A 14,660-nucleotide genomic window follows, 5' to 3' on the forward strand; every position below is an offset into this window, starting at 1 on the left:
TTCTTTCCTCTTTTACTGCTAACTATTATACGCTAAAGAATAGAACAAAAAAAAGATCGCTTCACGCGATCTTTTTAGAATTATTTTGATCAGTAATCTTTAATTACATCTGTTGACCAGGAGCACCTGCAGCAGAGTTCTTAGAAGACTTGTCATCAGGAATATCAGCAACAACAGCTTCAGTGGTAAGAAGAAGTGCAGCAATTGATGCAGCGTTTTGAAGGGCTGTACGAGTTACCTTGGTTGGATCAATGATACCAGCCTTAACCATGTTCTCCCACTTGCCATCAGCAGCGTTATAACCAATTTCTTTATCTTGAGTTTCAAGTTTGTTCAAGATAACCGCACCATCTTTACCAGCGTTCTTGGCAATTTGACGTACAGGTGCAGTCATTGCTCTTAAGACAATGTTAATACCAGTTTGCTCATCAGGTGTATCACCCTTAAGGTCACGTACTGCCTTTTCAACGTTTACTAAAGCAGTACCACCACCGGCAACATAACCTTCATCAACAGCGGCACGAGTTGAATTCAAAGCATCTTCAATCCGGTATCTACGTTCCTTTAATTCAGTTTCAGTAGCGGCACCAACATGAATAACAGCTACACCACCAGTTAACTTAGCAAGACGTTCTTGTAACTTCTTCTTGTCAAAGCTAGAAGTAGTTTCATCAATTTGCTTTCTGATTGAATCTTCACGATCCTTCAAAGCATCGCTTGAGCCAGCACCATCAACAATGGTAGTTGAATCTTTGGTTACAGTTACACGACGAGCCTTACCTAATTGATCAATTGTAGTATCCTTCAAGCTTAAGCCAAGGTCATCAGTAATAACAGTACCACCAGTTAAAGCAGCAATATCTTGTAATTGAGCCTTGCGACGGTCACCAAAGCCAGGAGCCTTAACAGCAACAACGTTGAAGGTACCACGGATCTTGTTCAAAACAAGTGTTGGAAGAGCTTCACCGCTAACATCGTCAGCAATGATTAACAATGACTTACCTTGTTGAACAATGCTTTGTAATAGTGGCAAGATATCTTGAATATTAGAAATCTTCTTGTCAGTGATTAAGATGTATGGGTTATCCAAATCAGCTTCCATCTTGTCATTGTCGGTAACCATGTATTGTGATAAGTATCCACGGTCAAATTGCATACCTTCAACAACAGATAATTCAGTGTTGATACCACGTGAATCTTCAATGGTAATTACACCATCATGACCAACCTTTTCCATAGCGTCAGCGATTAACTTACCAACTTCTTTAGAAGATGATGAAACTGAAGCTACTTGAGCGATTTGGTCTTTTGATGAAACCTTGTGGCTAATCTTGTGTAATTCATTAACTACGGCTGCAGTAGCTTTTTCAATACCGCGACGAACACCAACTGGGTTAGCACCAGCAGTAACGTTCTTCATACCTTCACGAACAATTGCTTGAGTTAAAACAACGGCAGTGGTCGTACCGTCACCGGCAACATCGTTGGTCTTTTGTGCGGCTTCGGCTACAAGCTTAGCACCCATGTTTTCGTAGTGATCCTTTAAATCAATTGACTTAGCAATGGTAACACCATCATTAGTGATGTTAGGGTTGCCGTAGGATTCTTCCAAAACAACGTTTCTACCTTTAGGACCAATCGTGGTCTTTACAGTATCAGCTAACTTATTAACACCCTTTACAAGGGAACGTCTTGCATTTTCTGAGAATTTAATGTCTTTTGCCATATTTAAATACGCTCCTTAATTATTTAACAATTGCTAAAATATCTTTTTCATGAAGGACTAAGTACTTCTGACCCTCGTATTTAACGTTAGTACCTGAATACTTATCGTATAAAACGACGTCGCCCTTCTTAACAGTCATAGGTATTCTTTTACCATCATCGGCATAAGCGCCTTCACCTACAGCGACAACTTCGCCTTCAGTTGGCTTTTGTTTAGCATTAGATGCAAGGACGATTCCGCCAACAGTCTTTTCTTCTTCTTCTTTAACTTTTACGATCACGCGATCACCAATTGGTTGTAACACGTTTGTCCCTCCTAAAAATATTTTTATATATCATTTATTATGATTAGCACTCCATTTGGTCAAGTGCTAACTTACAAATATTATAGTACCCCCTTTTTGAAGATAATGCAAGAGAAAATTAGCACTTTTCTACTTTAAGTGCTAATTTCTACTAAATAAAAGATCAAAAATAACTAATAATTAAGGTAGAATATTAATCATAAGAATATAAATTCTAAATGGAGAATAAATCATGAATTGGACCACAGAGAAAAGATACTTACCATATGACAAATGGCCAAAAGAAGTTTTAAAGCAGTTGCAAAAACAAGCTGCTAGATCTAAATACCAAATGCACTATCATTTGCATCCCATCTCCGGTTTGATCAATGATCCCAACGGCTTTTCTTACCTTTAACGGTAAATACCACTTATTTTGCCAATCATATCCTTTTGGACCTGTTCACGGCCTTAAATCTTGGGTACATTTTAAGTCAAAGGATTTAGTCCATTGGAAATATTTAGGCTTAGCTATCAAGCCAGATACCATGGCTGATTCACACGGTGCCTATTCAGGTTCTGCCAAAACAATTGGTAATAAACTTTTCATCATGTATACGGGTAATCACCGTGACAAAAACTGGAAAAGAGTTCCATACCAAATTGGAGCCTGGATGGATAAAAATGGTACGGTTCAAGATAAACATATTCTTTTTAAAAATCCTAGTTATATTACTGAACACTTTCGTGATCCCCAAATACTAAAAGAAAATGGACATTACTATGCCCTCGTCGGCGCTCAAGATTCTGTAAACAAACACGGACACATCGACCTTTGGCAATCTGATGATCTAAAGGATTGGCATGAATTAGGTTTCTTAAAATTTAGTAAACACAACATGGGTTACATGATTGAGTGCCCTAACTTAGTAAAATTTAACGGCAAAGTTATCTTAATTTTCTGCCCGCAAGGATTAGATAAGAAAGTCGCTGAATATGACAATATTTATCCTAATATGTATGTCATTGGCGACAAAATTGATTGGGAAAATCATAAAATTATCAATTCAGGCAAGTTAAAAAATTTAGACGACGAATTTGATGTTTATGCTAGCCAAGCTTTCAATGCTCCTGATGGCAAAGTGTATGAAATCAGCTGGGTAGGCTTGCCTGATACTACTTACCCCACTGATAGTGAAAATTGGGCAAACTGCCTAAGCCAGGTTAAGGAATTAACTATCGAAAACGGCAAATTAATGCAAAGGCCTGTACCTGCAATGAAATCACTCCACTATGACGAAGAGAAAATAAGCAGGGATTTTGTCAAAAATAATGTTAGTGGACAATATGAACTAAAAATTACCATCCCAGCAAATAAACAGGGAACTTTACACTTAGCAGCAAACGAGGATTTAAGCCAAAGCCTGCAAATAATTTTCGATACTGAAAATGGCTCATTGACCTTAGATCGATCTAAAGCTGGTAAGCCAGTTTCAGTCAAATACGGTCAAAGCAGGATCATCAAATTTGCAGAAAAGAAAGAATTAAAGCTCGACATTTTCGTCGACCATTCTTTAATAGAAATTTTTGCAAATGATGGTGAACACGTCATGACTGGCCGTTACTTTTCTAATCCTGAAGATCAAAAAATTGTTTTGGATAAAAATAGTGAATGCCAGGGCAAATTTTGGAAAATAAAATCTATTTTATAGACAAAAAAATTCTCAAAAGCCAAACACTTTTGAGACATATTATGGTTATTAAAATAAATTATTAGCGTATTACTTTGATTTATCCGTTTTATCAGACTTATCTGAATTCAAGAAGTAAATCAATGTCTGTAATTCTGTAGCCAAATCAACATTTTGAACACGAATATTTGAAGGAGCAGAAAGCCGAATTGGCGTAAAGTTCATGATTCCTTTAATTCCTGCTTCTACCATATCATCAGCTGTTTTCTGAGCAGCAGTAGATGGAACAGTTAAGATAGCAATTGAAATTTGCTGATCACTTAACTGCTTCTTTAATTCACTCATGTCATAAACTGGTACACCACTTAAAATTTTACCAGTGATATCTTTATTAATATCAAATGCACACGAAATGCGAATATTGTTGCTCCGCTTAAAATTATAATTAAGCAAAGCGTGACCCAAATTACCTACCCCAACTAAAGCAACGTTAGTTAAAGTATCTTGGTTTAGAATCTTCTTAAAAAATGTTAACAGATTTTTTACATCATAACCGTAACCACGTTTGCCTAAGGCACCGAAATAAGAAAAATCACGCCGAATTGAAGCACTATCTACTTGTACTGCTTCAGATAACTCAGTTGAAGAAACTTTTTCTTTGCCTTCATCATTTAAAATAATGAGATAACGATAATAAAGCGGCAAGCGCTTCGCTGTTGCCTTGGGAATTTTTATTTTTTCCATTGTACAATCCTCCAGTAAGTATTCCATGTTTGTGAATGAGCAATTAAGTACCACTATCTTACCTACAAAGCAACGGCATTTGCAAGTATTTTTTTCACAATCTTTGAGATTTCACTAAATCATAATATTTGGTTAATAAATTAGAAATTTGGAGTATATGATAGAATGTTTTTAGGTGAAAAATAATGATTATTGCACAAGGACACAACTTAGAAAAACAATTTGGCGCTAATACTCTATTCAGCAAAGTTAACTTTTCAATTGACTCAAATGCGCGAATCGGGTTGGTTGGCCCTAATGGTGTTGGCAAAACCACCCTGCTGAAAATTATGATGGGTGAAGAAGAACCGACCCACGGACAATTTACGGTTAACAAGGGAATTGATGTTGGCTATATCGCGCAGGAAAATGCACTAAATGAAGATAAAAGCATTTGGGATGAGATGCTTTCTGTTTTTAATCCACTCATTAAAGCGGGCAAGAAGATGCAGCAGATGCAAGAAGACATTGCTGATCATCCTGAAGACAAGAAATTACTTAAACAGTATGACCAAATGCAGTTCAACTTTGAACAACAAGGCGGGTATACCTACCAATCAGACATCAAGAGTATTTTGAATGGATTTAACTTTCCAGAAAAAACTTGGAGCAAAAAGATAGCAAGTCTTTCTGGTGGTGAGAAGACACGTTTGGCCTTTGTTAAGCTGCTTTTACGCAAACCGGCACTACTCTTACTTGATGAGCCTACCAACTACTTAGATCTTGATACGTTGGACTGGTTAGAGAATTTCCTTAAAGGTTATTCCGGTGCCATCTTATTTGTTTCCCACGACCAATATTTCTTAGACCACTTGGCAAGCCAAATCTTTGAGTTACAATTCGGCAAACTAACTGCCTTTAAAGGAAATTATTCTCAATATGTCGCCGAGCGGGAACTACGTAATCGCCAGCAGGAAGAAGCTTACGAAAAACAACAGGAAAAAATTAAGAAGGATCAAGAATTTATCCAAAAGAACCTGGTTCGGGCCACAACAACTAAGAGGGCGCAAAGTAGACGCAAACAATTAGAAAAAATTGACCGCATTAAGCCGCCTAAGCATAAGAATAAAGTAAGAATTCAATTTAAGAGTGAAAGACCATCTGGCAAAGAAGTTTTGATTTTAAATAATTTAATCATCGGTTACCCCAATAAGACGATGGTTAAAGATATTTCTTTTCAAATCAATAAAGGTGACCGCGTAGCCGTAATTGGTCCCAACGGGATCGGCAAGTCTACTTTACTTAAAACCATTATGAAGCAGCTTACCCCTAAAGGCGGATCCATTAAGTACGGTGCATCCCTCGATATTGGTTACTATGACCAAGAGTTACAGCGGTTAGATCCAAGTAAAACCGTTTTGGACACCATTTGGGATCGTCACAAAACCATGCCTGAACGCAATGTTCGCTCAATTTTGGCGAGTTTTCTTTTTACGGCGAAAGATATCGATAAAACCGTGGGGCAACTATCCGGTGGACAAAAAGCCCGGTTAACCCTAACTGTCCTCTCACTTGAACACAACAACTTCTTACTAATGGATGAACCGACCAACCATTTAGACATTGAGGCTAAAGAAGTCTTAGAAAAAGCCCTGCAAAAATTTGATGGTACCATACTATTCGTTTCTCACGACCGTTACTTCATTAATCAGTTGGCAAACAAGGTCGTCTCGATTAACCACCAACGCGCCAAGATTTATAATGGCGATTATTCATACTATTTGGATGAAAAAGCTAAACAGGCTGCGGCAACCCAGAAAGATGCCGACACGCAAGATACCCAACCGGTTAAGAAAGTTAACAAACAGAAACTTTCTTATCAAGAGCAAAAGCAACATGAATCACAGAAACGAAAATTAAAGAGAAAAGTTGACCAGGTTGAAAAACAAATTGAGCAACTAGAACAAAAACAGAAAGAGATTCAAAAGCAAATGGCGAATCCTGAGATTGCCACTAATTTTAATAAATTAGGTCCTCTCCAAGAAAAATTATCTACTGTTAAAAAGCAAATAGATAGTGCAAATGATGATTGGGGACAGGCAATTGACGAATTAGATAAATTTGAATAACAAAAATGGCTTAAGAGAATGATTCCTTCTTAAGCCATTTTTTATGCTTTTAAATTGCTATTTACTTTAACATGCTGTCTGCATACGGTAATTCCAACGATGGATCGGCATTCAAAGTTAAGTCTGAAAACTTGCCAGCATTATATAAATTATACGCAGCTGCTCCGATCATAGCCGCGTTATCACCACATAATTTGATGTCTGGTAAGATAACCTTAGGCTGAATTGACTTGGGTAGACGAGCAATTTCCTTGCTCATACGCTCACGCAAACCATGGTTTGCGGCAACCCCACCGCCCATGATAAAGGTCTTGGGACGATACTGCTTAATTGCCCTAATAGTCTTATGTGCAAGCACATCAATTACTGAAGCCTGGAAACTTGCAGCCAGATCATATTTATTTAACTTTTTGTGAATTTGATCAGCGTGGTGGCAGGTATTAATAAAGGCACTCTTTAAGCCAGAAAATGAAAAATCATAATCATTATCTTCCATCATAGCTCTTGGAAAATGAAAAGTATCTTTACCCTTATGAGCCCAATTATCAACGGTTTTACCAGCTGGATATTTTACACCCATAACCCGGCCGATTTTGTCATAAGCCTCGCCAGCCGCATCGTCACGGATATCACCAATAATCTCAAAATGAATTGGATCCTTTAACAAGACAATCTCAGTATGTCCACCGGAAACCTGTAAGGCCAAGGCAGGATACTCGATCTCATCCTTTAATTGGGCAGCCATAATATGTCCCATAATATGGTCAACCCCAATTAACGGAATACCCGTTGCCATCGATGCTGCCTTAGCAGCACTGACACCAATTAAGAGCGCACCAACAAGGCCTGGACCATAGGTAACCGCAATTGCGTCAATATCTTTCCACCCAACTTTTGCCTCATCTAATGCTTCTTTGGTAATTTGGCTAATCACCTCAATGTGGTGACGGCTGGCTACTTCAGGAACAACCCCACCGAAACGTTGGTGGCTTTTTATCTGGGTTGCCACAATTAAGCTTTCAACCTCACGGCCATTTTTAACCACGGCGGTCGAAGTTTCATCACATGAACTTTCATAAGCTAATATGCGAATATCCTTTTTATTATTCAAAACTTAAGCTTCTTCCTTTTGTTAACCTGATGAGGTTTTAGCCATAAAACCATATTTAACGCATCAGTAGCAATATCCTGATAATAATTTTTCCTTATAAATGTGGCTTCAAAACCCAACAACTGATAAAATTTCTGTGCTAATTCATTATCAACGCGAACCTCTAAGCTCACACATTCACTGCCATTCTGCCTTGCACGCTCGATCATCAATTGCATTAAAAATGTCCCGACATGCTGATGCTGAAACTCAGGTGCAACCGCAATATTAGTAATATGAGCCTCACGAGAACGGAAACGCACACCGATAAAGGCAATTAACGTTGAAACGTGATAAACAACCAGGTAAAGAGTATTCTTCTTTTTATTTAATTCCGTTCGAAAAGAAAGCTCATCCCACGGCATATAACCAGAATACACTTTCTGCTCCAACATCAATAAATTAGGAATATCATCGTCACTGGCCTGCATTACTTGCAGAACCTGTTTATCAATCGTCACGACAAATGGTGAAAAAGTCAGGTTAACCTTATTTTGCGCCAAATGAAAAAATTGATTTAATCCTTTAAACTTCTTCAACATAATTACTATCCGGTCCAAATGGTTTACCGGTCTTCTTGTGCCAATCGACCTCTGCTTGGGTTCTGCGCAAGTAACGCGGCAATAATTTATCCGGATCAACTGCTTTCTCATCTAGAGCCAATTTCCCAATTATTCCGGCATGAACGACATTTTGATCAGCAGTTCCGTAAGTAAACGGCACGTGTAAATCCTTAATTAATTTTTCCTGTTTATTAAAACCAGAACCAATAAAAATCAGCTTTGCATACTTGCTCTGCTCTAAATAATCATGAACGGCATTCAATAATGTATCAATATGGTAATGTCCGTCAGGAATCACATTAACCAGTTTACCGGCACTATCAATAATATAAGCTCCGGCAAAGTAATTATCATTTCTGGCATCAATCCCAGCCACAATCAAACTCTTTTGATCGCTACAGCTAGCAGCCAAAGCTTTTAAGGTTGAAATCCCAACTACATCTTTTTTCAAGATGCTAGCAAACATTTTAACGGTCGTAATACCAATTCTTAAGCCGGTATATGAACCAGGCCCGATTGCAACCGCAAAGCGATCAATATCCTTCAGCTTTAAATTATTATTAACTAAAATTTCATTGATTAACGGATCAAGGTGTTCACTGTGATTGCGCTCATCATGTTCGTTCTTCTCAACAATTATTTTCTTATCTTCATTTAAAGCAACACTTAAATGATTGGTAGCCGTTGATACACTTAAAATTTTCATGTCTAATTATTTTCCCTTTTTATTAAAACTACTTTTTTATTTTAACACGAGAAATAGCCTGCAAAACAAAGTAATCGATAAACATTTGAATCCAAGGAACAATCAACTCCTTAGGCGCGCGTTGAATTAATGCCGCCTTAAGGTTCATGCCATAAAGAAAGTGCACCCATAACGTATTCATACCAATATTTACAATCAGAGTAACTAATAAGGTAGCCACGATAATTCGCCAAATTTTAACTGGTTTTTGGTAGAAAAAAAGACCATAAATAAAAGGTCCGGCCATTGCAGTTAAAGTAAAGCCAATAAAGAAGCCACCCTGATTACCAAAGAGGGCAGATGAAACCAGATCACTAATGCAGCCACCAACGGCACCCCAAATTGGGCCAAAAAGATAACCTAACATAACACTACCAATGAAACCTAATCCGACCTTAACTATTGCTGGTCCAAAAGAAAAGCGTCCTAATATGATTTTCATAGCAATAACTATACCTAACATGACCAATCCTTGTAAGTCGATCTTTAATAACTTTTTTATAGTCATTCTAACCACTCCCTCAAAAAAAGCATGACTAACTGTCATGCCTTTATTAAATCATATTTTGCGCCATGTTAGCTCACATACTGCTTGGTCTTTTCCCTTTTCATCCTCAATTGCGTGATAAGATTTGTATTGATTATCCTCTTTTTTTAAGGTCATACATGAATATGGCATCTGTGCATAGCGCACTTCTTTATTGAATTTGATGTCGATTGCTTGGACCATAAATTTTTTCATAAAATCACGGTCTAGCATATCAATAAACCAGTTAAAGTAGTGACTATTGGTTAAATGGTGGTTAGTATCGAGGTCATCATATCGTACCCGGTATTGCCGTTTATGGTCATAACTTTTCAGCGCACGAAGACGGGGAAAACGTGGCAATTTCTTTAAAAGCGGTACTTCCAAATTTGCCATTAATTTTTCGTCAGTTGGCAACATCTTGCGTTTCTGCAAATCAAACAATACCCATTCACTACGAACCGTAACTAAACGATTGCCGTCTTTATCGTCAAACATAAAATCACGGTATTCAAAGAAGCGGTTATACCCACTCGCCTCCGTAATTAGGTTTATTTCATCCCCTGGCTTAGGCAAATTCTCAATATCAAAGTGGTACTGGGTCACAACCCAGCCTTCACCATGTTTAACTAAAGTATTTGTACCTATACCGCGCTTGTCAAGTTGGTGTTCAGACACCTGCATCATCAGGTCTACCAGAGACGGTAACTTCAAATGCTCATTTTCGTCACATTCGTAAAATTCAACTTGGTGCTTCTCACTATATTTCATTTTTTAATCCTTTAATCCACTTATTTTTGGTGGTATTTATCATAAAGCTCATTTTTAGAAACATGATAGTTTTTGGCTATCTGTTTAATAGCGTCTTTTTTACTTTTACCTTGCTTTACCACATTATTAACCAATTGAATCAATTCCGGCCACGCCAATTGCTTTGGCTTTTCAGTATTCGCTGAAACTAAAATTACAAATTCACCACGCGGCTTTGTTTTAGCAAAATAACTATTTAATTCGGCAACTGTCCCACGAATAAATTCTTCGTGAATTTTAGTTAGCTCGCGTGCCGCCACAATTTTCCTGTCTGCCGGAAAAACTTGAGCCATATTCTTCAATGTTTTAACTAACCGGTGTGGCGCTTCATAAAAAATCGAAGTTGCTTTGGCTTTATTCATTTCTTCAAAGTATGGTTTTTGTTCAGACTGCTTTCGCGGCAAAAAGCCATAGTAAGTAAAAGGCTGTGCATCAAAGCCTGACCCGATAAGAGCCGTGGCAAAAGCAGACGGTCCCGGAAGAGGAACGACTGGAATATCATGCTTAATGCAGTCTTCCACTAAAATGTAACCAGGATCTGAGATAACCGGCATCCCAGCGTCACTAATTTCAGCGATTGTCACTCCATCCTGCATTAATTTAATCAACTCAGGAGCACGTTCTTTAGAATTATATTTATGAAAAGATAACATGCGATTATGCACGCCAATCTTTTCTAGCAAGATCCCACTGGTACGGGTATCCTCAGCCGCAATATAATCTGCATTTGTTAAAACTTTTTTTGCACGAATCGTAATATCATCTAGGTTACCAATCGGGGTTGGGACTAAGTACAGCTTCCCACTATCCTTGGCATAACTACTCTGTCTCTGCATCTTATTTATCCTTCTTAATATTCTTTTTTTCACCAAAATTATCAAGAATATCTAAACAAAACATGCAATCTGAACTTGGATCTCGGTGTGAACCATAATACATGTTACAAATATGGTAACCCGACTTATAGATTTGTCTTAAAGATTCAAGTCCACTCTGAGTCTTAACTGCAGGTTCACTATGACTACTATTTAATTTATCCAGTTTCTCCCGCAAAAGTTTATTTTCTACTTTTAACTCAGTATTTTCTTTGAGCGTATCCAAAATATTATTTTCTAAACTTTCAACTGTTTTAGTCATATTTGCCATTGCATCATGCAATTGTTGCAACTTTGAATAAGGATCCACTATAAACACCTACCGTTTCCACTGCAAAGCAAGGTAATCTAACAGATTACGGAAGTTGACGTTACTGTAACGCATTTTATCAACCTCTATTAAACATTTTAACATCCTTGCCCCGGCTTGCCGTTTAAGCTCATCATTTACATCTTTCTGCGCCATGAGTTTTAAATTAATTAAAACATAGCGCTGCTGGGTTACTCCCCTAGCTTCATCGGCCAAACGGTGTGCACTAACTAAAGCCAATGAATTTTTCTCTAACATTTCTTGATAAAAGTACTTAATCATTTGGTCTAAATTGTTGGTATCACCCAATTCAGTAATTTCATCTTGTGAAAAGCCATTTTTAATTAAGATAGCCGTTTTACCCTCGATTTTCTTCCCATCATCAAAATTAACAATCTGAGTACGAGAACGAACGGTTGGAAGAATCTGGTCGCTATTATTGGTTATCAGTATTGAAACCACTGGCGCAATCGGTTCTTCAAGTAAATTAAGAAGTGCATTGGCTGCAGGTAAAGTCAGCCTCTCCGCTTCGTTAATAAAGAAAAAGCGACGAGTACTTTCAACCGGGCTTTTTGCTAATTCTTCTTTTAATGGCCGAATCTGGTCAATTCCTAAAGTCTGCTTTCCCTCTGGTTCAACCAACAACACATCGGGATGGTTACCCGAAATAATCTGCCGACAATTTTGACATTTACCATCAGGCTTATTTTGACCGGTACAATTAAATAAACATGCAAGCCAATAAGCTGTATTAAGTGCCTCTTCTTCATCACTATCTACAAATAGATAACTTTGGGCTAATTGTTTATTATTATAAGCTCTATATAAAAAATTGGCTTGGGCTTTACCAATTTTATTAATATTTACCATCAGAAGCGTTTAAACTCTTCAACAGGTAAGACGAAACAAGTTGCACCGCCAACGGTAATTTTCACGGGCTGGCTGCCCATATCGAAGCCGGTCGTAACCATATTAGGATTCATATACTCTTCACGTGCTTTAGATTCACCTTTGATAACTTTTAGAACCTTATCAACGGATTCGTCTGCGGTTCCAACCATAAAGGTGGTGTTACCTTGACTCAAAAAGCCACCGGTTGTCGACAGCTTAGTTGCTCGGATATTATTCTTAACAAAAGCACGTTGTAATTTATTCGAATCTTCTTTTTGTACAATAGCGATTATTAATTTCATAAGATCAGTCCTTTAAAAATTTCTCTGGTAAACGATTTTCAATAATTTTAATACAATCAGCTACTACTTGACCAAATGGCTGGTTAGCATTCACAATTTTTATCCGATCAGGATAAAGTTGTTTGATCTTCTGATAGCCGCCATAAACTCTTTTATGAAAAGCTAATTTTTCTTGTTCCAACCGATCTTCACCATTAGGCCGCTGTTTCTGAATCCGCGCCAAACCAACTGCTGGATCAATATCTAAAAAAATCGTTAAATTTGGTTCAATCCCGCTCGTCGCAAAATCGTTGATTTGTTTAATTTCTTTAATTCCTAAGTTCCGGCCAGCACCCTGATAAGCTAAAGAACTATCAACAAAACGATCGGAAACCACTAATTTTCCTGCTTTCAGCGCTGGTATAATCACCTCGGCCATGTGCTGACTGCGTGAAGCTGCATAAAGCAAGGCCTCCGTTTTAGCGGCCATCTTAGAATTATTAGGATCCAAAATGATTTTACGAATCTTCTCTGCAATCACTGAACCACCTGGCTCACGTGTCACAAGATATTGTGTTTGCAACTTAGGGGTTATTTGCGCCATTACCTGCTTGAGAACAGTACTTTTGCCTGCCCCATCTGGGCCTTCAAAACTAATAAAAAAACTCTTCATAAAACTCTCCATGTGTCTATTCTACAGAAATTTCTGTTACTTTAACAGTGCAAAATATTTTAAACTTAGCCAAAATAAAAAGCCTATTCACTGATGTGAACGGGCTTTTTTTACTGCGTAATTGCATTAGTCAAACCACTAAATCTTGTATGCCGGTAACGAGCCTCATCATACAAAAATGAATACTTAGCACGTAAAATTTTACCTGCTACTACGTTATCTTCTGACATATCCAAAGTAGTTTGGTCAAGGTCTTTTTGAAGAGCAATTTCATCTTGCAATTTTTCGATCAGTGCTATCAGCTTTTGATCGCCTTGCTCTTTTATCTTATTTCTCTTTGCCATTATAATGAGGTTCTCCCTTGTACTGCTCGTTTTAGAGTAATGGAATTAGCGTATTCAATATCACTACCAACAGCAAGACCAGCCGCCAAGTGCGTAACTTTAATACCAGATGGCTTAATCAACTTACTGATATACATAGCCGTTGATTCACCTTCAGGTGTGGAATTAAGCGCTAGAATAACCTCTTTAACTTTATCCTGCTTTTGCAAACGGGTAATCAAGGATTTAATGTTAATTTCTTCTGGTCCAATTCCATCCATTGGCGACAAGACACCATGCAAAACATGGTAAAGGCCATCATATTCGCCCATTTCCTCAAATGCCATCACATCTTTGGGCTGTTCAACAACCATAATGGTAGTTTGATCTCGTTCAGGGTTAGAACAAATATCACACGGATCTTTTTCTGTAACATTGCCACAAATTGAACAACGACGCAGTTTTTGCTTCACTTCTTTAAGCGATTTAGCAAAATCTTGAACATCGTCTTCAGGCATATCTAACGTATAAAATGCTAGCCTTGTCGCAGTTTTTTCACCAATTCCAGGTAACTTCATATAAGAATCAATTAAATGAGCAATTGGTAATGGATATTGCAATTATCTCATACCTTTCGTGTACTTGCCTAAACTTTCTTGTGTTGCCTTATCAATCTCTGCAAGTCCTTTATTGACCGCATCAATGACTAAATCCTGCAACATATCAGGATCGTCTGGATCGATAGCTTCTTTATTAATTGCTAAATCTTTTAATTTTCTATCACCAGTAAAGGTAGCAACCACAAGATCATCAGCAGATTTGCCCACAAATTCCTTAGCAGTAATATTTTCCTGCTCTTCAGTCATTTGTTGTTGCAATTTTTTGGCTTGCTTCATCATTTGTTGCATGTTTACGCCACCCATACCACCAAAATTAGGTCTTCCACTCATATTTTATCTCC

At 37.7% G+C, this 14,660-nt stretch carries 17 protein-coding genes and 1 pseudogene; 2 read left to right on the plus strand and 16 right to left on the minus strand.

Going from position 1 to position 14,660, the window contains the following annotated elements; genetic code table 11:
* Positions 1-103: 103 nt before the first annotated feature.
* Together groL and groES are read right to left on the minus strand one after the other, a co-directional pair.
* Complete coding sequence (gene groL, locus FC77_RS00165; RefSeq protein WP_054681146.1) at positions 104-1,726, minus strand: chaperonin GroEL; 1,623 nt, start codon at positions 1,724-1,726, stop codon at positions 104-106.
* A gap of 19 nt (positions 1,727-1,745) precedes the next feature.
* Positions 1,746-2,030 (minus strand): co-chaperone GroES, encoded by a 285-nt coding sequence (gene groES / locus FC77_RS00170; protein ID WP_054681148.1) that lies wholly within the window; start codon positions 2,028-2,030, stop codon positions 1,746-1,748.
* Between the two features lie 232 nt (positions 2,031-2,262).
* On the opposite strand from groES, the pseudogene FC77_RS00175 reads away from it, so the two are divergent.
* Positions 2,263-3,721: pseudogene (locus FC77_RS00175) on the plus strand (sucrose-6-phosphate hydrolase).
* Between the two features lie 69 nt (positions 3,722-3,790).
* On the opposite strand, the gene FC77_RS00180 reads toward FC77_RS00175, so the two are convergent.
* A complete protein-coding gene (locus FC77_RS00180; protein WP_056969427.1) occupies positions 3,791-4,444 on the minus strand; it encodes a redox-sensing transcriptional repressor Rex in 654 nt (217 codons plus the stop codon).
* A 185-nt stretch (positions 4,445-4,629) separates the two neighbouring features.
* On the opposite strand from FC77_RS00180, the gene FC77_RS00185 reads away from it, so the two are divergent.
* Complete coding sequence (locus FC77_RS00185) at positions 4,630-6,552, plus strand: ABC-F family ATP-binding cassette domain-containing protein (protein WP_056969429.1); 1,923 nt, start codon at positions 4,630-4,632, stop codon at positions 6,550-6,552.
* A 61-nt stretch (positions 6,553-6,613) separates the two neighbouring features.
* Here the strand turns inward: FC77_RS00185 and tsaD are convergent, their stop codons facing one another.
* The 13 genes from tsaD to FC77_RS00250 form a co-directional block, all read right to left on the minus strand.
* Positions 6,614-7,663: a tRNA (adenosine(37)-N6)-threonylcarbamoyltransferase complex transferase subunit TsaD gene (gene tsaD, locus FC77_RS00190; protein ID WP_056969431.1), complete on the minus strand. Its 1,050-nt coding sequence runs from the start codon at positions 7,661-7,663 to the stop codon at positions 6,614-6,616.
* A complete protein-coding gene (rimI, locus tag FC77_RS00195; RefSeq protein ID WP_056969433.1) occupies positions 7,660-8,244 on the minus strand; it encodes a ribosomal protein S18-alanine N-acetyltransferase in 585 nt (194 codons plus the stop codon). The genes tsaD and rimI overlap by 4 nt, the downstream gene beginning before the upstream one ends.
* Positions 8,228-8,971: a tRNA (adenosine(37)-N6)-threonylcarbamoyltransferase complex dimerization subunit type 1 TsaB gene (gene tsaB / locus FC77_RS00200; RefSeq protein ID WP_056969435.1), complete on the minus strand. Its 744-nt coding sequence runs from the start codon at positions 8,969-8,971 to the stop codon at positions 8,228-8,230. Before tsaB ends, rimI begins: the two co-directional genes overlap by 17 nt.
* 28 nt (positions 8,972-8,999) lie before the next feature.
* Entirely contained in the window at positions 9,000-9,518 is a 519-nt protein-coding gene (locus tag FC77_RS00205) for a folate family ECF transporter S component (protein WP_056969436.1), read from the minus strand.
* Between the two features lie 51 nt (positions 9,519-9,569).
* A complete protein-coding gene (locus tag FC77_RS00210) occupies positions 9,570-10,307 on the minus strand; it encodes an acyl-[acyl-carrier-protein] thioesterase (RefSeq protein WP_056969439.1) in 738 nt (245 codons plus the stop codon).
* Between the two features lie 20 nt (positions 10,308-10,327).
* Complete coding sequence (rsmI, locus tag FC77_RS00215; RefSeq protein WP_056969441.1) at positions 10,328-11,182, minus strand: 16S rRNA (cytidine(1402)-2'-O)-methyltransferase; 855 nt, start codon at positions 11,180-11,182, stop codon at positions 10,328-10,330.
* Position 11,183: 1 nt separating this feature from the next.
* The gene (gene yabA / locus FC77_RS00220; RefSeq protein WP_056969443.1) at positions 11,184-11,531 is read right to left on the minus strand and encodes a DNA replication initiation control protein YabA; all 348 of its coding nucleotides are present in this window, start codon (positions 11,529-11,531) and stop codon (positions 11,184-11,186) included.
* A gap of 9 nt (positions 11,532-11,540) precedes the next feature.
* Positions 11,541-12,401: a DNA polymerase III subunit delta gene (locus FC77_RS00225; protein WP_054681159.1), complete on the minus strand. Its 861-nt coding sequence runs from the start codon at positions 12,399-12,401 to the stop codon at positions 11,541-11,543.
* A complete protein-coding gene (locus tag FC77_RS00230) occupies positions 12,401-12,724 on the minus strand; it encodes a cyclic-di-AMP receptor (protein WP_054681162.1) in 324 nt (107 codons plus the stop codon). Before FC77_RS00230 ends, FC77_RS00225 begins: the two co-directional genes overlap by 1 nt.
* 4 nt (positions 12,725-12,728) lie before the next feature.
* Positions 12,729-13,376, minus strand: a complete 648-nt coding sequence (tmk, locus tag FC77_RS00235) for a dTMP kinase (RefSeq protein WP_056969445.1) — start codon at positions 13,374-13,376, stop codon at positions 12,729-12,731.
* Between the two features lie 110 nt (positions 13,377-13,486).
* A complete protein-coding gene (locus FC77_RS00240; protein WP_054681164.1) occupies positions 13,487-13,720 on the minus strand; it encodes a YaaL family protein in 234 nt (77 codons plus the stop codon).
* A complete protein-coding gene (gene recR / locus FC77_RS00245; protein WP_056969447.1) occupies positions 13,720-14,319 on the minus strand; it encodes a recombination mediator RecR in 600 nt (199 codons plus the stop codon). Before recR ends, FC77_RS00240 begins: the two co-directional genes overlap by 1 nt.
* Positions 14,320-14,649: a YbaB/EbfC family nucleoid-associated protein gene (locus tag FC77_RS00250; RefSeq protein WP_056969449.1), complete on the minus strand. Its 330-nt coding sequence runs from the start codon at positions 14,647-14,649 to the stop codon at positions 14,320-14,322.
* Positions 14,650-14,660: the final 11 nt, after the last annotated feature.

Origin of the sequence: Lactobacillus acetotolerans DSM 20749 = JCM 3825, from assembly GCF_001436775.1 — a bacterium.
Taxonomy (GTDB): Bacteria; Bacillota; Bacilli; order Lactobacillales; family Lactobacillaceae; genus Lactobacillus; species Lactobacillus acetotolerans.

Coding starts and splice junctions, on each gene's coding strand:
- tsaB (WP_056969435.1), bottom strand. CDS start 8,971: ATGAAAATTTTAAGTGTATCAACGGCTACCAATCATTTAAGTGTTGCT.
- rimI (WP_056969433.1), bottom strand. CDS start 8,244: ATGTTGAAGAAGTTTAAAGGATTAAATCAATTTTTTCATTTGGCGCAA.
- FC77_RS00250 (WP_056969449.1), bottom strand. CDS start 14,649: ATGAGTGGAAGACCTAATTTTGGTGGTATGGGTGGCGTAAACATGCAA.
- FC77_RS00240 (WP_054681164.1), bottom strand. CDS start 13,720: ATGGCAAAGAGAAATAAGATAAAAGAGCAAGGCGATCAAAAGCTGATA.
- tmk (WP_056969445.1), bottom strand. CDS start 13,376: ATGAAGAGTTTTTTTATTAGTTTTGAAGGCCCAGATGGGGCAGGCAAA.
- FC77_RS00230 (WP_054681162.1), bottom strand. CDS start 12,724: ATGAAATTAATAATCGCTATTGTACAAAAAGAAGATTCGAATAAATTA.
- FC77_RS00210 (WP_056969439.1), bottom strand. CDS start 10,307: ATGAAATATAGTGAGAAGCACCAAGTTGAATTTTACGAATGTGACGAA.
- FC77_RS00180 (WP_056969427.1), bottom strand. CDS start 4,444: ATGGAAAAAATAAAAATTCCCAAGGCAACAGCGAAGCGCTTGCCGCTT.
- FC77_RS00185 (WP_056969429.1), top strand. CDS start 4,630: ATGATTATTGCACAAGGACACAACTTAGAAAAACAATTTGGCGCTAAT.
- FC77_RS00205 (WP_056969436.1), bottom strand. CDS start 9,518: ATGACTATAAAAAAGTTATTAAAGATCGACTTACAAGGATTGGTCATG.
- rsmI (WP_056969441.1), bottom strand. CDS start 11,182: ATGCAGAGACAGAGTAGTTATGCCAAGGATAGTGGGAAGCTGTACTTA.
- FC77_RS00225 (WP_054681159.1), bottom strand. CDS start 12,401: ATGGTAAATATTAATAAAATTGGTAAAGCCCAAGCCAATTTTTTATAT.
- groL (WP_054681146.1), bottom strand. CDS start 1,726: ATGGCAAAAGACATTAAATTCTCAGAAAATGCAAGACGTTCCCTTGTA.